The sequence below is a fragment of the Brucella sp. NBRC 12950 genome (assembly GCF_030268145.1).
Lineage (GTDB): Bacteria > Pseudomonadota > Alphaproteobacteria > Rhizobiales > Rhizobiaceae > Brucella.
The window spans coordinates 81,803-103,111 of sequence record NZ_BSQC01000015.1; the positions used below are offsets into that span (position 1 = coordinate 81,803).

Here is a 21,309-nt window from a genome sequence, read left to right on the forward strand (position 1 = left end):
CGATTTAACTGCTTTGCTTCGTTGTCATGAACAGATTGCTGGCCATGAAGTCAACGAACCCCCGAATTTTGGGTGATAAATATCTGTTCGTGGGCCATAAAACACGGAAGATGCCTGTTTCAATTATGTATTCATCGAGTATCGGAACCAGCTTGCGTTCTGCAAACTGCTGTTCGACTGCAAAGCTTGGCAAGCATGTGATCCCAAAGCCGCCTTCCGCGAGGTGAATAAGCGGTTCCAGAGTGCTGGCGGCAGTCGTCACAGGTAGTGTAATTCGGATATCGGTTTGACCTACTATCAGTGGCCACGGTTCCAGTTTTCCCGAATTTGCATAGCGATGATGCATACATCTATGATGTAGAAGATCCTCGGGTATAACAGGCTTGCCGTTTTGCTTGAGGTATTCTGGTGAAGCGACAATCCGATGTTTAAACGTTCCAAGCTTACGGCTCATTAGTCTCGTATCACGAATTTCGCCTGTTCGCACGACAGCATCAAACCCTTCCTCAATCACGTCAACCAAACGATCCGTGAAATCCAGTTCGAGGTCAGTTGCTGGATATGCCTTCATGAATGCAGCCAATCCCGGTCTCGATCATCTCTCCAACGGTCTTATCGAACTCGTTGAGGCCGGACATAACATTGTGGCAGGTTCTGCCGATCTGCAATACTCAAATGGCTTAAACCGCTTCGCATCTGTCTACCCTGATCGATACATTTCTTTTGGTATTTCAGAACAGAATATGGTGAGTGTGGCAGCTGGCATTGCAACATGCGGTGTCACGCCGTTTGTGGCGACTTTTGCCTCATTTATAGCATTGCTCGCCTGCGAGCAGATACGCATGGATGTCGCATATTCCGCTCAGCCCGTACGGTTGGTCGGCCATCACACAGGTATCTCACTTGGCTTCTACGGGACGTCACACCATGCGACCGAAGATATAGCGATTACTCGTTCGATTGCCGATCTCTCCGTTGTATCGCCTGCTGACGGTGCCCAGTTGGAAGCAGCCATTCGCGCATCGGGCAATCATGATCGTCCGATCTATTTCCGGATCGGTCGAGGTCGGGATCCAGTTGTTTACGACAAGAATATGACTTTCACTTTTGGCAAGACACATGAACACATTCAAGGGGAAGAGCTGACGATCATTGCTTGCGGTATGGCTGTTCACGGCGCGCTTGAGGCTGCCCGTGTAATGAATGCCATGGGTCGCTCTATCGGGGTGATCGACATGGCGTCAATCAAACCGTTAGACCGGGAGTCGATCCTCTCTGCTGCGGCGCGTTCTAAGAAACTGATGACCGTGGAGGAACACAACGTACTGGGTGGGCTCGGCGCTGCTGTTGCCGAAGTTCTGGCTGACGAAGGCGCGGGTGTGAAACTCAAACGTCATGGAATCTATGACGAATATAGTCTTATTGCGCCGCCCTCCCACCTCTATGCGCACTACAAGCTGGATAGTGAAGGTATTCGCAGCGTTGCGGAACAGTTTTTGACGGAGAACTGACGCGCTCGACCAGCACCAATTCCTCCGATTTGGTTGCGTGGTTTTACTTTGCTCCTTGTCTCTTCGCTGATTGTGGTTGTAGAGCAACATAGACATTCAAAGGCCGATGCTATCTGTCGAGACAGAGGGTGAGAGGGTCAGTCTCCTGTCCGGTGGTAAGTCATTTATGTCCAAAATTCGACCAGAATAGCTGTTCTGCGCAAAATGCTGAAAACGATGCGCGCCGCCAACGATGATCTACGCGCTCATTGTGATCGCTAGCATGCGTTGGAGACCCGCCTTTGGTGGAAGCGGCTTGCGAGTTAGCTTTTACTTTGGATATATAATTATATTAATAAGGAACATAAAATTCCTTATTAATATTTATTGTATAAAATATTTATATGTTAAGTCCCATGTGATGGACAAAATAAATGGAGACAATAATGAAATAAGATATAACCACTTTCTATCTACCTCTAATCCATATGGGTAAAAAAGAATTATTAATGAATTCATTAATAACCAAGGCAAGTTATATATTAATGCTTGCATAATAATAAAACCTAATATTACTTATTACCACGACCACCGCTATCTCCGCCCCCTTTCTCGCGACCGCCGCTAATTGAGAATGATCCGCCGCCATAATCCCCCATAGGAGTGAATCTACCCCAATCTGGCTCTCCCCCATTATTGATGCTGTTTTCAATAGAGTTGCCTGCTCCCCATCCGGCGAGGGCTCCTAATGCACCTCCTATTCTGCCTCCCCAAGGCCCGCCAAGAGCGGAGCCTGCTGCATTTCCCGCAACACCTCCTGCAGCTGCACCAGTACGACCACCCCAGCACTATTACCTCCATAGTTGGCACCATCTTTAGCATCCAAGCTTCCGACGCCTGACACCATCATCATTTCTTCAATTGTCAATTCGCGCATAGCTACTCTCCCAATGCGGTTAAACACTGAGTAAGGATAGCAAGCATACAATTTGAAAAATATCCCAGCTTATGGGCCGCAATTTCAACTCTGACCGCGCTTCCGCGCCATTCAATCTCGTGATGGGAGGCGGGGGTAGCGTTGCCAGAGTAGGTATGAATTCACTCTACAGGCTCAGCCCATGATCATAAACCAGCCGCTTATGCTCCTGCTCGATCTGCTTCTGGCGCAGGAGTTCGGCTTCCTGCTGTAATCGGCCCTATCCTCAATCCGGAAGCCTTGCCCCAGATCGCGGGCGCGCTCACTATAGCCGCTGAGGTCAAAGCCAACTGCAGCTTGTCGCACCCGTTCCGTCAGATTTTTCACATGGGCAATGGCATGTTCCAGCCCGTCACGCACGAGACACGCCAGTTCTGCGGACCTTTCTTTGATTTTCTGGGCTGCGAGACTGTTCCGCCGCCGCTCGACTATTGGTTCCACGTCGTCGCCACGCTCGTTGAGATACCAAGCCCCGCTAGATACCTGGGGTAACGGTTCCCGGTGCGGCCACCCCCCTCGCACCATCTGCTCAAATTCTGTATGCACATCACCCTGTGTCCCTGCAACATGTGCCAAATTAAACGCTTCATCGCGCTGAACCTTCAGCGTTCGATGGTCGCGCCCCCCCGAGGCCGTAGCTCTCCGGCGCTGCATTGAGGTCCAGCGTCCAAAGCTTCCGCCGGGCTTCCAGACGATGCCCCGCATTTCAATCCCGGTTAAGACCCTCCGGGCCGATCTCGCGCGTCGTCAGCAGAATTTGCGCATAATGATTGAGTTCATCGCCCTCACGACCCGGTGCGTGCTACGCAATATCCGTCACCATCCCGGCATCAACAAATGCCCGTTGACAGAACCCGCGCACCGGCTCGACGCGTTGCTCGTGAGACAACTCATGCGGCAGCGGTAGCCGTCGTTCACGGGTAGCCTGAGATTTCTTGAGTGTCTCGGCCGCCTCTACCGCATTCCACGGCGCCGATCGGTCTTGTGTCCAGACCGGAGTTATGGATGGTCTAGGCATTTTCTGGCTCACAGGGCGTGAAGACGCAGGGCTATCCCTGAAAGCCGCCACTCGTGAGAAATTCCGCTTCATCTGGCGTGGTCTCTCGTCCAAGTATGGAGTTTCGGTGCGGAAAACGACCGAACCGCTGTATGATGTTCCGGTGGCCCTCCGCATGCGACAGCCAGGGTTCTCCCAGGCTGCCGTTGAGAGCCACTGAGATGTCCTGGTCGGCCATGTCCTCCGAATGAGCGAACGGAAGACAGAAAAACAGGCGCAGATCTCCCGTAATGTGCTCCATGTGCCCCGCCGCCTTAGCGAACCGGGCATAGTGACGAGCAAGCGGATCCGTTGCATACATATGCCCGGTGCCACGAAATGCGTTGCGTGGGAACTGGTCAGTTAGGATTAGGAGTGCCAGTCCACCTTCAGGTGTTTTCATCCAGCTGTCATACTGTCGTTCGGCAACTTTCATATGGAGGTTGAGAAAACGTTCCCGAAAGCTGCGATCGAAGTTCTTGTCCTTGTCGAACCATATTCCTTGAGAACCGGCCTGCTTCCAGAAGCTGACAACATCCAAAAGCAGCTCTTGATCCCTGAGGCTTCGTTTTTCAGGCATGGCAATCATGATGAAGTCTCCGAGTTACTGTGTTTGCCTCTAACATTTCCATGGATCAAATCGCGGCCTGCATAAATTCCCCCGACCATCTCAATCTCTAAACGCTCGGTGTCGCGCTTACGGATATCAGCCATCAGTTCCATCGCCATTTCCGGCTCGTCACCAAGAACAACCAGCACTCGTTCCCCAAGAAGGAGTGCGGATTCGAGTGTTTCGCGAACCTGGTAGTTGACCCCTGCGTGAAGCAACTCGATGGCATGCTCACGATCGACAGAGCGTGCCAAAACTGGCACGAGTGGAAACTCGTGTCGGGCAAGCTCAGCGATCACGTTGGCGGCCTTTGCATCGTTGACAGCGATGACGATCGCCTTCGCATGCTCTGCACCAGCGGCATGAAGGATGTCGAGGCGCGCACCATCACCATAATAGACTTTGAAGCCAAAATCCTCAGCGTTCCGGATCGCCTCGGTATTCGTCTCGATGATTGAAATCGAATGCCCCCGCGCCAATAGTGGCTGACTGACGATTTGCCCAAAGCGGCCGAAGCCAATGAGCAGAACGTTGCCCGACAGCTCGTTGGCGACTTCGACTCCCTCCATCGACTGTGCTGTTTTTGGTAACAGCCGATCATGGAGGATAATCATCAATGGCGTCAGCACCATTGAGATGATGATAATCGCCGTCAGGTTGGCATTCCACTCGGTCGTCAGGATGCCAAATTGCGTGGCGGTCGCATAAAGCACGAAGGCGAATTCGCCGCCTTGGGCCATCAAAACCGTGCGCTCGATGGCTTCACGATTATCGGCTTTGAGTAATCTGGCAACCCCATAGATGACCGTCATCTTGAGGATCATGAAAGCGGGAACCGAAATCGCTATCACGGCCCAATTCGCTGCGATGATGTTGAGGTCAAGCGCCATGCCCACACCAAGGAAGAACAGCCCTAGAAGTAATCCCCGGAATGGCTCGACATCGGCCTCGAGCTGATGGCGAAAGGAAGACTCCGACAGGAGCACGCCGGCAAGGAACGCGCCCATCGCCATGGAGAGCCCCCCCGCCTGCATGAGCACGGCAGATCCCAGAACGACCAGAAGAGCGGCCGCCGTCATCACCTCGCGTGCACCGAAGCGGGCGAGCAGGCGGAACATCGGATCGAGCAGATAACGGCCTGCCAATACGAGTGCCGCGATGGCAGCAAGACCGATAGCAACACCCATCAGACGGTCGCCAACCGTCGCCTCGGCCCCTCCCGGCGCGAGAAACGCCACTAGCGCGAGCAGCGGCACGATGGCCAGATCCTCCAGTAGAAGGATTGCAATGATGCGTCTTGCCTTGGGCAATCCCATCTCGCCGCGCTCTTGCAACATTTGCATCACAATGGCTGTTGAGGTCAGCACGAATCCAGTACCAGCAACGAAACTCGCTGATGTCGGATAGCCAAGCGCAATACCGACCCATGCAAGTGCGGCAATGGCGACGCCCACCTGCAATAGGCCGAGGCCGAAAATCTCCCCGCGCATCGCCCATAGGCGTGATGGTTGCATTTCAAGGCCGATGATGAACAGGAACAACACAACGCCCAGTTCAGCAACATGAATGATGGATTGTGCATCATGGAAGAAGCCGAGACCGAACGGGCCGATTGCAAGACCAGCTGCCAAGTAACCGAGGACTGAGCCGAGCCCCGCCCGGCGGAACAGCGGTACGGCAACTACTGCGGCTGCAAGAAGAACAACGACGGCGAACAGATCAACGCCGCCATGATGAGCCGCTTGTGCGGCCTGGGTAACAGTTTCAGCGGCCATAGGCTTGGTTTTCTCTATTTTGCAGGGATGCGGAATTCCGTGATCAGTCCGTCCACGATCGTCACATAAGCTTCGCTGCGGCCATTGAAGACGCGGCTCTGCCAATCGAACACAATATGGGTGGTATTTTCAGTAGTAACCGCTTCGAGAATTGTCATTCGGGCATTAGCACCGATGGCGTCTGAACGTGCCCACGACCGCACTCCGTCGGCTCCAGTGAGGATGCGACCCCAGTCATTGACGATGCCGACGGGAGAAAAAGCAGCAACAAACGCATCTTCGTCGCCTGCATTTATCGCATTGGCAGCAGATTGAAGGGGTGGTGGGAGAATGATCGACATGGTTGCTCTTCCTTGTTGGTTATCAGGTAAATGCAGGGGGGCGATTTCCACGAGTTGCCATATCGCTATCGCCGACAGGATCGCAGGCACCGCAAAGACGACGAAAAGAATCGATAATTCTCGCGTCACTGTATTGTCAGACCGGGTAACGCCAATCCACATATTCAACAGAGCGATAGCAAGCCAAACTAGAATAAAAAGCTTTCCGCCTGAGATTTTGCCTAGGAGCAAAAACACGCAGAGCAGCAGGATTCCGCCTGCTATGACGAGTAGTACCCGCATTAGGGTGTTCTCCTCTAAGGTCGGAGCGAGACCGAGAAGCCACTTCATACTAGGCCACAAACTACGCCAGAGACATTGCTGCTACTGACAATTGCCACACGAATATGGCTGCCGATACGCCGTTGAAAGAAGGCGCTTCGAATGTCCCTGCGTCTGTTCAGCCAATTGCTTTCAACACTCTGCTGGGTGGTTTGAAAAAACGATGCCTCCATTACCCTGCTGTTATTCTTCGAAAAACCATTTCGATATCTTCCATCACAGGCTGTCAATAAGTAACGGTTACAACAATTTCGATTAACTCCCTGCGCGGGCCGCTGACGGAGCAAAGATTTCTATTGAGCGGATAGAGGCACTCTCATCTTCGTGCTTATGGCGGCGCGATGATGACAGAGGCGCACCAGCATAGTTGAAAGAGCCTGTGGGCACTGTCCAAGCTATATCGGATCTACGAGAGAACCGTCGCTATGCAGAAAGACCGGACCTGTGTTGCTGAAGTTCCCACCGCACCAAGGAACAAAAGCAACCGTACTCCTTACTGGAAACGCGGCGATCACCCGCACTTATCACGTTCATCATCGCAATGCTGGTTCCGGCGCTGTGGCATCTCTTGACTACCTGAAGACAAAGGTGACCAGGCCACACGTTGTCGCCAAAAAATGCCGTTCAGGGTAGAGAGTAGCCGGTTCCTCAAGAACTTACAGCGATTCCTGTCTAAGGCGCAGTGAGCGTACCAATAAAATATCGAGATCCGAATGTTTCCAGCCTCTCGGCCTTTCGTGTACGGGAAGAGCCAGATTTGCCTTCATCAATTAGAGACGATCGGGCTCGATATCAACGTGCTTTCTAAGGCACGGTAGTGAAAATCGAGCCGGTTAGCTTATTGTGCTGCCGCAGCTAGGAAACCGCAAAGTCCTTTGCGCGCCACCGACGTGCTCATCGTCTGCCCCACTTTGAGTGTGAAGATAGCGTCAACGCGTATGCCCTTGCCCTGCTTACGAGCGGTCACGCGCAAGGTCTGCATGCGACCCGATCCAGATCCATCTTGAAAGGCGTCAATGGACGAGAGCTGCTTGTTGATCGTGATGCCAGAAAAGCCGTCGGCTGCGATGGCTTGTGCCATACGCTGCAAGGCATCCGACGATTTGATACCAGTAAAGCTTTGTGTCGCGCGATAGACAGTCGGAGTTAAGAGCGGAACTCCCTCTGACTTAAAGCTTTGCTCACACGTAGCAGCAAAGCCCCCACCGGTTGCCATAAGGGTCAACAGACCCGTAATCAGAAACATTCGCATTCAAACTTCCTCCAAATAGACCGAAACCCCACCGTTGGTGACGATCACAACAGCATGCAGATCAAAAATACAATAAGCGCGTCGTCAAAATAGCGTTGATAATCTTCGCTTATACGATCGCGATTTGGGCGTACGGAGAAGACAGCGGTGGATGTTTCCAATTTTTCGCGGAATCGGCCTGAGATTAGCGACGAATGTTAGAATCGAGAGGCCGGATCTCCACACGGCAATGCTGGTAATCGATCCTTCCAGGAGCAATGAAAGGAACTAGCGGTCAAGCAGATGAGCATTCTGCCAGGAACAGCTTGGCCCTGCAGTTTGCGACTTAAAGATATAAACATTTCTTTATGTGCTATTGACATTTTGCGTCCGATACAGGAAAGTTACTTGGCCTAGGTTCTCCGGTCGTCTCTTAGATGTGCCGGGGCTAAGAGGGAAGTTGGTGCCCCAGACTATTGGGAAAGCCGACGCTGCCCCCGCAACTGTAAGCGGCAAGCTGATGTCCAGAATGTCACTGGGGTTCTCCCTGGGAAGACGGAGAGAAGCAATGACCCGCGAGCCAGGAGACCTGCCTTCGCAAAGTAACGTCCACGGGCGGGGTGTCCCGGTGTGCCGTAGCGAAGGCCGCGTAGCGGTCCCTATTGCTATGAGTTCGCTGACCCATGCCCCCAACTTTTTGGGGTGAGTCATGTCTCAAACCGCAATTCCGGTCGCCGCGAGCGGCGAGCCATATGTTAATCGTCAACCGATCACGAGGCGTGACGATTTCACGTTTCATCTAAATTTCCATCGTTTTGATGAGAACTATCTGCCCTCAACCAACACGCGTGTAACGACCAACTTTGCAAATTTAGCCAGGGGGAGGAACCGCCAGGAGAACCTTCGTAACGCGCTGAGAATGATTGATAATCGGTTCAACGCTCTGGCGCATTGGGATAATACCGATGGCAATCGCTATAGGGTTGAACTCGAAATCATCTCGGTCGAGATGAATATTGATGCGGAAGGCAACTCGGATGCTTTCCCCCTGATAGAGATATTGAAAGCCAATATCGTTGATCAAAAGACTGGCGAACGGATCGAAGGCATTGTTGGAAACAACTTCTCTTCTTATGTTCGAGATTACGACTTTAGCGTCGTTCTGCCCGAATATAACAAGGGGCGCTCCACGTTCAGCATTCCAGATGACTTCGGCGACCTGCATGGAAAGCTATTCAAATGTTTCCTCAAGTCGAATGCTTACGAAGAACATTTTCGAAAGCCACCCGTGATCTGCTTAAGTGCATCCAGCAGTAAAACATATCACCGGACTGGTAATTACCATCCGGTGCTGGGTGTAGAGTATCGTCAAAGTGAATTATCTTTGACTGATCAATATTTTCAAAAAATGGGGTTGCGGGTCCGCTTCTTCATGCCGCCCAACAGTGTTGCGCCATTCGCCTTCTATTTTGTTGGCGACCTCCTTGATGACTATACCAATCTTGAGCTTATCGGCACAATCAGTACGATGGAGACTTTTCAGAAGATCTATCGGCCCGAGATTTACAATGCCAATTCGGTAGCTGGGGCTTGCTTTCGGCCAAGCCTTGAACATGAGGACTACTCACTGACACGTGTTGTCTATGATCGCGAAGAGCGAAGCCGATTGGCTGTTGAGCAGGGCATATTCGCTCAGGAACAATTCATGACGCCCTATAAGACCGTCCTTGAGCAATGGTCTGCCAATTACACGCTTTGATGAGCCAAAAGATAAGGTTACCTATCATGAAAAGACTATTGCCCACGTCGACCGCCGGCAGTTTACCAAAGCCTTCCTGGCTTGCAGAACCTGAAAAACTTTGGTCGCCTTGGAAGTTACAGGATGAGGAACTGATCGCGGGCAAGCAGGATGCTCTGCGCTTATCCTTGGACGATCAAAGACAGGCGGGCATCGATATTGTCAGTGACGGCGAACAGACGCGTCAGCATTTTGTCACAACATTTATTGAGCACCTTGAAGGTGTTGATTTTCAAAAGCGAGAAACAGTCAGAATCCGCAATCGCTATGATGCGAGTGTACCGACGGTCGTTGGAGCGGTGTCCCGTCCAAAACCGGTTTTTGTCGATGATGCGAAGTTCCTACGTCAGCAAACCCAGCAGCCCATCAAATGGGCGTTGCCGGGGCCTATGACGATGATCGATACGCTTTATGATGCCCACTATAAGAGCCGTGAGAAACTAGCCTGGGAGTTCGCAAAGATACTCAATGAAGAAGCTAAAGAACTGGAGGTTGCCGGCGTAGATATTATCCAATTCGATGAGCCAGCATTCAACGTGTTCTTTGATGATGTCAATGATTGGGGCGTTGCTACTCTTGAGAGGGCAATCGAGGGTCTCAAATGCGAAACGGCAGTTCATATTTGCTATGGATACGGAATTAAGGCCAATACTGATTGGAAAAAGACCCTTGGTTCCGAATGGCGTCAATATGAGGAATCCTTCCCCAAACTGCAGAAATCCAATATCGATCTGATCTCTCTGGAATGTCAAAACTCACATGTTCCGATAGATCTGATAGAACTCCTTCGAGGCAAGAAGGTGATGGTGGGCGCCATTGATGTTGCGGCCCAAACCGTTGAGACGCCGGAGGAAGTTGCGAGCACTTTGCGAAAGGCACTTCAGTTTGTTGATGCAGACAAACTATATCCGTGCACCAATTGCGGCATGGCACCATTACCTCGGCAAGTGGCACGAGGGAAATTAAGTGCATTGAGTACGGGTGCTGAAATTATCAGAAAAGAGCTTTCGACCTAACTTTCCATCAGATACCAGAGGTCGACATTATCCTTATGAGCCACCGCTTCGACAATGGAGATATAGCTGCGTTTGGCAATGTCATGTCCCGCCTTGGCTCCATTCACGGTGTTATAACGGTATATGAAGCCAAGCGTTGCGGTCTCAGACCATCAACAAATACCAGAGCGGTGAGAGCCTTCATTCACGGGTGACGTTGGATATTATTCTTTCCAGTTTCAACGTACAAGAGACGACGAGGATGTCGTCGTCTCTTCAGTGTCCCCACTAGATGGGGCGAGTTTGGTTCGACATATCTGATAGGAGCGGGAGCTCTTTACAAAAGCCAACACAATGAAGCTGATACTTTCCAGGCGGTCGTGTCCTACTTGTCGCTTTCAGCAACAAGAGCGAGTGCACGGACCGGAGAGCCGGTGCCATTGACAAATTTCAACGGCGCCGCGATCAGGATCGCACCTTTTGCAGGCAACTGATCTAGGTTACTCAGGCTTGCCAGACCGTAACGGTTTGCCTTGTGCATAAGATTATGCGCGGGAAACGGAGGGTGCATGGTGCCAGCGGATCCTGCGTCAGTACCTACTGTTTCCTGCCCCCATCCGATTATGCCTTTCGAAAGAAGGTACTCGATTGCATCGACCGTAGGACCGGGAGAGTGAGGGCCGTTTTCATCGGCATTCAAAAATGTGTCAGCCGACCCATTGCGCTTGTACCAATCCGTACGCATTAGAACCCACGAACCTGCTTCGATTTCACCGTGCTCTGCTTCCCATTCCTTGATGCTCTCAACCGTCAGCAGATAATCGGCGTCGGCGGTTGCCTGAGCCGACCGGTCGATAACGTTTACAGGGGCAACAAAGTTCTGCGGCGGGATCGTGTCGGTAGTATTGCCAGAATGATCTTTTCCGGTAATCCAGTGACAAGGGGCATCGAAATGGGTGCCGGTATGTTCGCCAAGCTCCATCCAGTTCCAGGCCCAGAAGGGCCCGTCTTGATCATATTGGCTAATAGTGTGAACTTTAACATTTGGCGTGTTTTTGCCGAATTGGGGAGGAAGGTAAAGGACAGGTGTATCCGGACCGAGTGGCGCGGTGATGTCAACAACCTTGACAGCACCAGACAATAGTCCAAACGCGAGGCTGGCAAGCGCAGATGTATCGTTCATGCAATCCCCATTTCGTCCTGAGCCGGCGCCGGCATTATTGTGCGGTCCTTTATGAACCGGTCTCTTTCGGACGTTCGTTCAAAGCCTATGTCAAGGAATATGCTCTTGCAAGTATCTTACCTGTAAAAACCTCTATCAATCTTTCTGTCGAAGAAGGGTTTTGGCTAAGAAGCCATGTATTCTGGCAATTTAAAGCCGCTTGAACGCGCCGAGATTGGTGACGAGACCTCGTGCAAAGTAACGCGAATATATGCATTCAAGTATAAAATCATGAACCACTAAAAATAGAGTTGCTTGCGCCAGGGCATTCTCGCCGGTTTGCCTGCGCTAGGGGCAGGCTATTGTGTGATGCGTCGCCTAATAATGGCAAGGATGCGGTGATGCGGTTGATTTAGGCTTGAAATATCCGTTGCTTGGCGCAATTCTCGCAAATTGCAGCGCAACGATATCTACCGGGGCAGTAGAATATGGATCTCGAATTTATAGTCACCGAAGTCGATGAAGGCGAAAAGCAAGAGCTGCGTCTTTGGTTACGCATGCTGGCAACAACTCGACTAATCTCACAGGAGATTCGCCGCCGTTTACGCAATGAGTTTGGAGTTACGCTGCCTCAGTTTGACATTCTTGCGCAGCTCTACCGGGAACCGGATGGTTTACGACTAGGGGAGCTTTCGCGCCGGGCCATGGTGACGAATGGCAACATCACAGGTTTAGTTGAACGACTGGAAAGCGACGGGCTCGTGCGACGGGAGACACCGGGTGCCGACAGGCGCGTTACTGTCGCGCGCTTGACAGAATCGGGGCAGACGGTGTTCGCAAAGATGGCGAGTGTCCACGAAAGCTGGTTGCGTGATCTGATGGCGGAGGTCGACCGGGACACCATCGCGTCGCTGTTAAGCGACATGAAACTTGTCAAGAATTCGGTGGGTAATCACCTTATCGATGATGATGAAGATTAGTGTTGAATGCCACTTCGAGGATTTGAATTAGCTGCGATATTCGTGAGTTTCGAGCTGAGAAGCTTCGCAAAAAAAGAATAGAAACAATAAGTTATAGAGAGAGAACTTATTTCTGCTCGCGCAGAAATAGCGCGGAAATTTTTCGCTTGCTAATTTGATCAAATGATCTTTAGATATATTCATCTTGGATCGCTCTTACCGTTTGATGGCGCGTTGATGCGGTCGGTTTGGAACATGAAATGAAGACGATGGGATGGTAGTTGCACAGCCGATTGCGCTGCTGACCATGGTAACGGAAGCCGGTTCCTCTACACGCTTGCGTGTGGCTGAGACACAGAGATAACAGGAAAGATAGCTAGATGGTCCGCCTTGCCAAACGCATAACCGAAAGCTCCAAAAAATCCTTTGGCATGTATGCGCGGGCGGCGGGGCTTGGTGCGGACGCCGGTGATCTCATCCATATGGAGCTTGGAAGTCCCCATGCCGATACACCGCTTCATATCAAGCAGGCGACCGTTAATGCCTTGATGGCCGGCGATGTCCACTACTCACATCTTCAGGGAATTCCCAAACTGCGCGAAGCACTGGCGGCCCGTCTTTGTGAAAAAAATGGAATGGATGTTTCGGCATCCGACATTGTTGTAACCAACGGGTTGACCCACGCATCCTTCGCAGCTTTTATGGCGCTGCTGGACCCAGGAGATGAAGTTATCCTGCTGGAGCCATACTATCCCCAACATATTGGCAAGATAGAACTTGCTGGAGCCATACCTGTACTGGCACCCCTCGATGCGAATGACCGCTTTTCGATCAAGGCGGATTTGATCGAACCAAAGATCACAGATCGCACAAAAATGATTGTTTTGATCAATCCGTGTAACCCCACGGGACGGGTCTACAGTCTCAAGGAGTTGGAGGTTTTGGCAGATATTGCTCGCCGCCATGATTTGGTGGTGGTCGCTGATGAGGTTTACGAAGATATTCTGTTCGATGGTGTTCGCCATGTTTCGATCGCTTCATTGCCTGGCATGAAGGAACGAACGATATCAATGTTCGCATTTACCAAAAGCTTTGCGATGGACGGCTGGCGACTTGGGTATCTCACCGCACCCTCGCACATGATCGAAGGCATTCTGAAGATCACCACAAACGACGTCACACACGTGAACACCTTTATTCAGGCGGGCGCTCTGGCCGCAATCTCCGGTCCGAAAGAAATATTGGCTGAACTGGTGGGCGACGACAAGTTGAAGCGCGACATCGTTGTATCAAGGTTAAACCAGATGTCGGGTGTCACCTGCGATTGGCCACAAGGTACGATTTACGCGTTTCCAAAAATCGCTGCATTGGGAGTTAAATCGCAGGATATGGCTGAACGCATTATGACGGAAGCGGGTGTCGTACTGGAAGCGGGGAGCTTTTACGGAGCCTGTGGCGAAGGACATTTGCGCGTCTGTTTTGGTTCACAATCACTTGCACGCGTCAACGAGGCCATGGATCGCCTTCAACGGTTCTTTGGATCTCTTTGAGGAACTGGGGCCAGATATCTGCCGTTTGGTTGCGCAGACTAAGGCAATTATAGTTGAAACTTAAAATACCATATGAACAAATAATCAAAATGGTCGGCAAGGTGGAAGCAGGAACTTCTACCGGAAAGAAACGACCCATAGAGGGAATAAAAATATGATGATTTCTCGGCGTAGTTTTCTGGTTCTGACAAGTCTTGCGGGCGCTGTTGCGATGAGTTCTGCATCGCTTGCTGCCGACGCGCTTAATATCGGTGCTTATCCAAGCAACCCCCCTTTCGAGTTTAAGAATGCAGACGGGACATTCGAAGGCTTCGAAATCGATATTGCGAAGGAAGCAGCAAAACGCGCAGGCCTGGAGCCGGAAATTGCCGACTACGGGTTTCAAGCGCTGTTTGCTGCCACGACTTCGCGTCGCATCGACGTGGCGGTTTCGTCAATTACGATCACGCCGGAACGCCTGAAGTCGCAGTCCTTCACCCAACCCTATTATGATTCAGATATTGGGGTTGCTACCAAAACCGATAGTGCCGTAACAGGATTGGCCGATTTGAAGGGCAAGACGGTTGGTGCCCTTTCTGGTTCCACGGGCGAGAAATGGGTTAAGGATAACAAGGATGCCAAAGGCTTTGCCGATATCAAAGGCTACAACTCGCAACAGGATTTGTTTCTTGATCTCGGTGCGGGCCGTATCGACGCAGTGATTTCCGATGTTCCGGGAATGGAGCACTTATTTCTTAAGTTGAAGGGCTTTGTTGTTAAGGATCGAATCCAGACCGGTGAGCAATACGGTCTGATGATGGCGAAGGACCATCCGCTGCTTGGCAAGCTCAACGATGCAATTTCTGCCATGAAGCAGGAAGGTGTTACTGCAGCCATTCATAAAAAATGGTTCGGTACCGATCCTGCAGCTGGTTCCTCGACAGTGACAGTCGCGCCGATCCCAAAACCATAATCTTTTGAAGCCATTCTGCTGACGTTGGTGACAGATGGGTCGCATTCGCAGGATCGGCCCATCTTCGACCGTAACTGGTCAAAATGGCCGGTCGTGCGCTCCCAGGATTGCCTGCGAAGGACGCCAATATGACATTCGTTGAAACCTTTCTGAACTCCGAAGTTCTAGCATCAAGCCTGCCAGCGTTGGGACGTGGTCTTCTCAACACGTTTCTTATCGGCATCGCCAGCATATTCTTTGGTATTCTGTCTGGCTTGCTGATCAGCATTATTCGTCTATACGGCCCAAAGTTACTTCGCTATCTCGCGATCGCCTACATCGATGTATTCCGCGCCATGCCAGTTTTGGTCGTGCTGATCCTGATCTATTATGCACTTCCATTCATCGGCATACGCCTGTCTGCCTGGACCTCGGCAATCATGTCATTTTCCATGGTTATGGCGGCATACTCGGCAGAAGTGTTCCGGTCGGGCATCGAAAGTGTACCGCGCGGTCAGTTCGAAGCCGCGTCGGCACTTGGAATTTCATTTCCTGTTACGCTTTGGAAAGTGGTTTTACCGCAGGCGATCCGTATCATCATTCCGCCAACGACCAGCAATTGTGTGTCTATGTTCAAGGATACTGCACTGGCCTCTACTGTGGCTTTGCCCGAGCTTCTGAAGGAAGCCCAGGACGCTCAAGCGCTTTATGCCAATCCTACGCCGTTGATTGGCGCCGCACTAATCTATCTCATCATTCTGCTGCCACTGGTGCGGCTTGTGGCGCTTCTTGAGGCGCGCTTCAAAAAGGAAAAAGTCCGATAGGTACAATCTGGGTTTACGGCAGACATCGGCAACATCAACATGGCAGGCATCAATATGAGCGGTTATTTTCTCTACCATTCGATAGGTACCTTTCCCGGTAAGGCGGAAAAAGTCAAAACGGCACTCGAACGTTATTCAGATATATGGTCAGCAGAAAATGACGAGCAATGGCCAGAGATGTTGGCACAGCGCGGGCATTTCATCCAAAGTTGGGAGCGTTTGATTGGCGCTCCTGCAGGAACCATGACCACTGCGGAGAACGTAACGCTCGCCCTTTATAGTTTGATCGGCGCGCTGCCTGAAGAGTTACTGCGCGGTCGCCGAATTCTGGCGGCTGGCGATTGCTTTCCGAGCCTACATTTTTTGCTGGCTGGCTTGCAGGCGCGGTTGGGATTTACACTGCAAACCGTGCCGATGAGACAGGGCGAAAGTTTTGTGCGCGACGAGGATTTCGTCGACGCTTGGGGCAGTGATGTTGCGATTGCACTGACAACATGGGTTTCTTCCACGACATCCAAGCGTGTCGACCTCGACCTGATCAGTAAACACGGTAGGCAGCACGGAACAATCATTATTGCCGATGTGACGCAGGGCGTGGGAATTCGTCCCTTTTCTGTCGGTGAACTTGATGTCGTTGTCGGTTCGTCTCTTAAATGGCTTTGTGGAAGTTCAGGAGCAGGGGCGATCTATGTCCGCCCGCAATTACTGACGACCTGCAAGCCTGAATTGCGTGGGTGGTTTAGCCAACCTAATCCCTTTTCATGGGATCTCGATAGTTTTACCTACGCCGATGATGCGCGGCGCTTCGATCACGGTACACCTGCTGTTCTGGCAGCGATAGCGTCGCAAGCAGGGCTTGATTTTGTTTCGACGACCGGTGTCGATAACTTGGCCAGGCATAACGAAATATTGACAGGTACAATTGTGGATCGGGTGATTGCCAACTCTGCACTGACACTGATCTCCCCAGAAAAGTCTCAAGAGCGCGGCGGCAGCGTCATGGCACGAGCGGACACCGCTGAACGGGCAGCTGCTATCATGACCGGCTTGAAGGCTGAAGATTTTTACTGCGATTGTCGCGGTCGTATTTTGCGGTTTTCACCCGGGTCGGTGACCTCTGAGGGAGAAACGCAAGCCTTATGCGATGCGTTAGACAGGCTGGCCGTAGGCTAAGCATTCCTATTAGATGTCGATTTCTGCACGAACCTGTCGTTTTTATCTAATTTGTGCGACACCTGGTGATCCTATTGGCCGGTATAATGCTATAGTTGAGGAACACGGAGACAAGGAATTTGAAGCAAATGATCGGTGAACCCCGTCTGTTGAAGGTATCTTCGCGCGTAACCGTGCAAGATGGTGTCTACGAACAGCTTCGTCAGGCTTTGATGTGGGGTTCATTCGAACCGTCCCAGGCGGTAACGATCGCAGCACTTGCTGCAGAGTTCGGGACAAGCCATATGCCAGTACGCGAGGCATTGCGACGGCTGGCGGCGGAGAACGGTCTGGAAATTGCGCGTAACGGATCGGCACGCGTGCCCGATACGTCGCGGGAAAGGCTGGATGATATCTGTCGGGTTCGTGTTGCCCTGGAAGGGCTTGCCACCGAACTTGCAACACCACGCATGCAAGCTTTAGACGTAGACCGTTGTCGGGCACTTGCACGAGAGCATGAAGCACTCGGTCACGATGGCAAAATCTACGAGATGTTGCGCAAGAACCAGGAGTTTCATTTCACGATTTATGAACTATCCGGGTCAGAAACTTTACCGCAGATGATTGAAACGCTGTGGTTGCGACTTGGGCCCTACATGCGTCTTCTTTCCAATCATGTTCGTCAAGAAGTTGATAAGGGCATTATCCATCCTTATTCAGCCTACCATTACGAAATGCTTGATGCCATTGGTGCTGGTGACGCAAAAAAGGCGGGCGGGCTTATGATCCAAGATATTGAAGCAACCCAACGGCTGTTGCAGAAACTCTGTTAGTAGCAGAGCCACTCATCCTGATGTGCAATTAGGCACTCTAATTTGCCGAGAGAGAACTCTCAAAAGAGTTCGACCTCCCACATTCGGGCGCGAAAGGCCTTCGATCTGCCGTATTTAACGGCAGATCGTGTCAAGGGCGCTAAACTCTTTCGAGTGCGATGGCGATACCTTGTCCCACACCGATGCACATCGTTGCGAGAGCAAAGCGGCCGCCACTGAGCTTGAGCTCCAGTGCCGCTGTGCCGGTGATGCGCGCTCCTGACATGCCTAGCGGATGTCCGAGAGCGATGGCTCCGCCATTTGGATTGACCCGGATGTCGTCATCGGCAACTCCCAGAAGACGTAGCGTCGCTAATCCTTGGCTGGCGAAGGCTTCATTGAGTTCAATGACATCAAACTGCTCCTGCTTCATGCCCAGCCGCGCCATCAGTTTCTGGCTGGCGGGTGCCGGGCCAATACCCATGATGCGTGGAGCAACGCCTGCCGTCGCGCCGCCCAGAACGCGAGCAACGGGGGTGAGCCCGAACTTCCGGGCAGCGGCCTGCGATGCGATGATGAGTGCTGCAGCTCCATCGTTGACACCTGACGCGTTGCCCGCGGTGACTGTGGCACCTTCCAACTGGTTGATTGGTCTCAATTTGGCCAATGAATCAAGGCTGGTTTCACGTGGATGTTCGTCAGCGCTGACAACTATAGGTTCACCTTTGCGCTGAGGAGTGGATACAGGCGTTATTTCTTGCGCCAGTCGACCATTGCTTTGTGCGGCCGCGGCCTTCTTTTGACTTTGCCAGGCGAAAACATCCTGGTCCGTGCGCTTGATTGCATAATCGACAGCCACGTGGTCTCCGGTCTCCGGCATGGAGTCGATGCCGTATTGAGCTTTCATGACCGGATTGACGAAGCGCCAGCCGATTGTCGTATCATGAATTTCTGCACGTCTCGAGAAAGGGCTGTCTGCCTTCGGTAAAACAAAGGGCGCGCGGCTCATGCTTTCAACGCCACCTGCAATGATAAGCTCAGCTTCGTCGGCGCGGATAGCGCGTGCTGCAGCGAGCACCGCGTCCATTCCAGAGCCGCAAAGTCTGTTGATTGTCGTACCGGTGACGTTAACGGGCAAACCGGCAAGCAGTGCCGCCATGCGGGCAACATTGCGGTTATCTTCGCCCGCCTGATTGGCGCATCCGAAAATCACATCCTCAATCGCTTCGCAATCCAGCGCCGGATTGCGCTCAACCAGCGCTTTGAGCGGAATAGCAGCAAGATTGTCTGTTCGGATGCTGGATAAGGCTCCGCCAAAGCGACCAATTGGCGTGCGGATGTAGTCACAGATGAACGCTTCTGTCATCGGGTTTCTCCCATCTGTTGTGTCGCGAACATCGGGCCGCCTTTGATTGCGGGGAACCCGTATCCATTGACAAGAACGAGATCGATATCGTCGGAACGTTGCGCAATGCCCTCTGCAAGCAAAGCCTGTCCTTCAACCATCATGGCGGCGAGGAGGCGCTGCATGATGGCTTCATCGGGCAAATGGCGGGGAATAATTGCATTGCGTTCACGGTAATCGTCGATCAGAGTGTGGACTTCCTCGTCGCTCACGCGAACACCATCCTCATAGCGATACCAGCCAAGACCTGCCTTGCGCCCAAAACGCCCGGCTTCGCATAGTTTGTCGGCAACATCGAAATAAGGAAGGCTGGGATGACGGGTGGCCGCCGCTCTCTTGCGCCGCGCCCAGGCAATTTCCAAACCGGCCATGTCGTTAACCGCAAATAACCCCATTGGAAAGCCATAGGCTTCCATCGCGCGATCAATATCTTTGGGGTAGGCGCCCTCAGCCAGCATTTTTTCAGCCTCCGTCCGGTATGCCGAAAAAATCCGGTTACCAATAAAGCCTTCGCAGACGCCGGTGATGATGGGCAGCTTCTTGATCTTGCGCGCGAAAGCAATTCCTGTGACGAGCGTTTCGTCGGATGTATCTTGGCAGCGCACCACTTCAAGCAAGCGCATGATATTGGCTGGCGAGAAAAAGTGCAGCCCCAGCACCCGGTCTGAGCGGTTTGTGACCGCGCTCAACTCATTCGGGTTGAGATAGCTTGTATTGGTTGCCAGAATGACAGATGGAGGCAGCAACATGTCGAGTTGCCGGAACAGCGAGGCCTTGACCGTGAAATCATCAAACACGGCTTCGATGACCAGATCAGCGTTGGCAAGTGCTGCCATATCAGCGCTGAGCGTAAGCCTTGCACGTTGGCTTTCTGCGGCCTCGGTCGAAAGCCTGCCAGTATCGACGGCTTTCTGGATTAAATCGGTAATCCGTTTAGCACCTTTGCTGGCTGCATCTGCAGTTTGTTCATAGCCTATGACACTATAACCAGCAGTAAGACAGGCGGCAGCGATACCTGCCCCCATCAAACCGGTGCCGGCGATGCCGATAGTCGAAAGTGGTTGGGGGTTTGCTTCCATGCCTTCCACTTTTCCCGCCGCGCGTTCGGCGAAAAACAGATGCCGCAGCGCGGCCGCTTCAGCACTATCGCGCAGGCGAATGAAAGTCTTTCGTTCTTCGCCTAAACCTTCTGCAATCGAAGCGGTTATCGAGACTTGAACTAGCCGCGCTGCTTCGCCGGGAGCAGCCGCACCACGCGCTTTTCTCAGAATTTGGGCTTTGGCATGTTCAAAAGCGGTTGCATCGGGTGCAGTAACGGACAGATCGCGGGTCCGACGCAACGGCTGACCGGCCATTGAAGTGGCGAGCTTGATGGCGTCGGCCACAAGATCGTTTTCTGCTATTTGGTCGATCAGACCCAGTCGCTGCGCTTCTTGAGCGGTAATCTGGCGACCGGTGGCGATCATATCGAGTGCTGGAAGGGGCCCGATCAGTCGAGGAAGGCGCTGGGTGCCCCCCGCACCCGGCACGATCCCAAGTTTAACCTCCGGCAAGCCAAGAGAGGCGCTTAATGATGCGATACGCGCGTGAGCTCCAAGCGCTACCTCAAGTCCGCCACCCAAAGCAGGCCCGTTGATCGCGGCTACCACCGGTTTATCGGCGCTTTCGATGATGGTGATTACGTCCGGCAATGTTGGTTCGGTGGGAGGCTTGCCGAATTCGCGAATGTCCGCTCCTCCAATGAAGATCTTGCCTGCACCGATCAGAACGGTCGCGCGGATCGCTGTTTCAGTAGAAGCATGGCCAATGGCTGCGGCAAAGCCTCTGCGCACCTCTGCGGATGTTGCATTGACTGGAGGGCTATCGACGGTGACGACAAGAACGCCGTCTATAACCGTACCCGTGACAGTTGGAGAGAATTCGCTTTTATCAGCCATGGCG

19 protein-coding genes, 1 pseudogene and 1 riboswitch are annotated in these 21,309 nt (G+C 52.3%); of the genes and pseudogenes, 9 read left to right on the plus strand and 11 right to left on the minus strand.

Features of this window, described 5'->3' with window-relative positions:
- Positions 1-4: 4 nt before the first annotated feature.
- Positions 5-589: pseudogene (locus tag QSJ70_RS22225) on the minus strand (LysR substrate-binding domain-containing protein); the annotation flags it as partial.
- Here QSJ70_RS22225 and QSJ70_RS22230 point away from each other — a divergent pair.
- Positions 570-1,511: a transketolase family protein gene (locus tag QSJ70_RS22230; protein WP_285539718.1), complete on the plus strand. Its 942-nt coding sequence runs from the start codon at positions 570-572 to the stop codon at positions 1,509-1,511. The pseudogene QSJ70_RS22225 and the gene QSJ70_RS22230 overlap by 20 nt on opposite strands.
- 736 nt (positions 1,512-2,247) lie before the next feature.
- Here the strand turns inward: QSJ70_RS22230 and QSJ70_RS22235 are convergent.
- From QSJ70_RS22235 to QSJ70_RS22265, 7 genes are all read right to left on the minus strand, one after another.
- Entirely contained in the window at positions 2,248-2,427 is a 180-nt protein-coding gene (locus tag QSJ70_RS22235) for a hypothetical protein (RefSeq protein ID WP_285539720.1), read from the minus strand.
- A gap of 174 nt (positions 2,428-2,601) precedes the next feature.
- The gene (locus QSJ70_RS22240; protein WP_285539721.1) at positions 2,602-3,171 is read right to left on the minus strand and encodes a hypothetical protein; all 570 of its coding nucleotides are present in this window, start codon (positions 3,169-3,171) and stop codon (positions 2,602-2,604) included.
- Between the two features lie 97 nt (positions 3,172-3,268).
- Positions 3,269-3,484 carry a MobA/MobL family protein gene (locus tag QSJ70_RS22245; protein WP_285539722.1) on the minus strand — a complete coding sequence of 72 codons (216 nt, stop codon included), beginning with the start codon at positions 3,482-3,484 and terminating at the stop codon, positions 3,269-3,271.
- 31 nt (positions 3,485-3,515) lie between these two features.
- Positions 3,516-4,091 carry a DUF924 family protein gene (locus tag QSJ70_RS22250; protein ID WP_502871711.1) on the minus strand — a complete coding sequence of 192 codons (576 nt, stop codon included), beginning with the start codon at positions 4,089-4,091 and terminating at the stop codon, positions 3,516-3,518.
- A complete protein-coding gene (locus QSJ70_RS22255) occupies positions 4,088-5,887 on the minus strand; it encodes a monovalent cation:proton antiporter-2 (CPA2) family protein (RefSeq protein ID WP_285539723.1) in 1,800 nt (599 codons plus the stop codon). Before QSJ70_RS22255 ends, QSJ70_RS22250 begins: the two co-directional genes overlap by 4 nt.
- A 14-nt stretch (positions 5,888-5,901) precedes the next feature.
- Positions 5,902-6,510 (minus strand): nuclear transport factor 2-like protein, encoded by a 609-nt coding sequence (locus tag QSJ70_RS22260; RefSeq protein WP_285539725.1) that lies wholly within the window; start codon positions 6,508-6,510, stop codon positions 5,902-5,904.
- Positions 6,511-7,387: 877 nt separating this feature from the next.
- Positions 7,388-7,801, minus strand: a complete 414-nt coding sequence (locus QSJ70_RS22265) for a hypothetical protein (protein ID WP_285539727.1) — start codon at positions 7,799-7,801, stop codon at positions 7,388-7,390.
- Between the two features lie 377 nt (positions 7,802-8,178).
- Positions 8,179-8,391, plus strand: a riboswitch (cobalamin riboswitch).
- A gap of 98 nt (positions 8,392-8,489) precedes the next feature.
- On the opposite strand from QSJ70_RS22265, the gene QSJ70_RS22270 reads away from it, so the two are divergent.
- Together QSJ70_RS22270 and QSJ70_RS22275 are read left to right on the plus strand one after the other, a co-directional pair.
- On the plus strand, positions 8,490-9,539 hold the full coding sequence (locus QSJ70_RS22270) for a DUF1852 domain-containing protein (protein ID WP_285539729.1): 1,050 nt from the start codon (positions 8,490-8,492) through the stop codon (positions 9,537-9,539).
- 26 nt (positions 9,540-9,565) lie between these two features.
- Positions 9,566-10,594 carry a methionine synthase gene (locus QSJ70_RS22275; protein ID WP_285539732.1) on the plus strand — a complete coding sequence of 343 codons (1,029 nt, stop codon included), beginning with the start codon at positions 9,566-9,568 and terminating at the stop codon, positions 10,592-10,594.
- 364 nt (positions 10,595-10,958) lie between these two features.
- Here the strand turns inward: QSJ70_RS22275 and QSJ70_RS22280 are convergent, their stop codons facing one another.
- Positions 10,959-11,756, minus strand: a complete 798-nt coding sequence (locus QSJ70_RS22280; RefSeq protein WP_285539734.1) for a cyclase family protein — start codon at positions 11,754-11,756, stop codon at positions 10,959-10,961.
- Positions 11,757-12,223: 467 nt separating this feature from the next.
- On the opposite strand from QSJ70_RS22280, the gene QSJ70_RS22285 reads away from it, so the two are divergent.
- From QSJ70_RS22285 to QSJ70_RS22310, 6 genes are all read left to right on the plus strand, one after another.
- The gene (locus tag QSJ70_RS22285; protein WP_285539736.1) at positions 12,224-12,715 is read left to right on the plus strand and encodes a MarR family winged helix-turn-helix transcriptional regulator; all 492 of its coding nucleotides are present in this window, start codon (positions 12,224-12,226) and stop codon (positions 12,713-12,715) included.
- 359 nt (positions 12,716-13,074) lie between these two features.
- Complete coding sequence (locus tag QSJ70_RS22290) at positions 13,075-14,244, plus strand: pyridoxal phosphate-dependent aminotransferase (protein WP_285539738.1); 1,170 nt, start codon at positions 13,075-13,077, stop codon at positions 14,242-14,244.
- A gap of 154 nt (positions 14,245-14,398) precedes the next feature.
- A complete protein-coding gene (locus QSJ70_RS22295; RefSeq protein WP_285539739.1) occupies positions 14,399-15,196 on the plus strand; it encodes an ABC transporter substrate-binding protein in 798 nt (265 codons plus the stop codon).
- Between the two features lie 128 nt (positions 15,197-15,324).
- Positions 15,325-15,999 carry an amino acid ABC transporter permease gene (locus QSJ70_RS22300; protein ID WP_285539742.1) on the plus strand — a complete coding sequence of 225 codons (675 nt, stop codon included), beginning with the start codon at positions 15,325-15,327 and terminating at the stop codon, positions 15,997-15,999.
- Between the two features lie 54 nt (positions 16,000-16,053).
- Positions 16,054-17,172 carry an aminotransferase class V-fold PLP-dependent enzyme gene (locus QSJ70_RS22305; protein ID WP_285539744.1) on the plus strand — a complete coding sequence of 373 codons (1,119 nt, stop codon included), beginning with the start codon at positions 16,054-16,056 and terminating at the stop codon, positions 17,170-17,172.
- 128 nt (positions 17,173-17,300) lie between these two features.
- Positions 17,301-17,984 (plus strand): GntR family transcriptional regulator, encoded by a 684-nt coding sequence (locus QSJ70_RS22310; RefSeq protein WP_215781309.1) that lies wholly within the window; start codon positions 17,301-17,303, stop codon positions 17,982-17,984.
- A gap of 139 nt (positions 17,985-18,123) precedes the next feature.
- On the opposite strand, the gene pcaF is transcribed toward QSJ70_RS22310, so the two are convergent.
- On the minus strand, positions 18,124-19,329 hold the full coding sequence (gene pcaF / locus QSJ70_RS22315; protein ID WP_285539746.1) for a 3-oxoadipyl-CoA thiolase: 1,206 nt from the start codon (positions 19,327-19,329) through the stop codon (positions 18,124-18,126).
- On the minus strand, positions 19,326-21,305 hold the full coding sequence (locus QSJ70_RS22320) for a 3-hydroxyacyl-CoA dehydrogenase NAD-binding domain-containing protein (RefSeq protein ID WP_285539748.1): 1,980 nt from the start codon (positions 21,303-21,305) through the stop codon (positions 19,326-19,328). The genes pcaF and QSJ70_RS22320 overlap by 4 nt, the downstream gene beginning before the upstream one ends.
- Positions 21,306-21,309 lie beyond the last annotated feature (4 nt).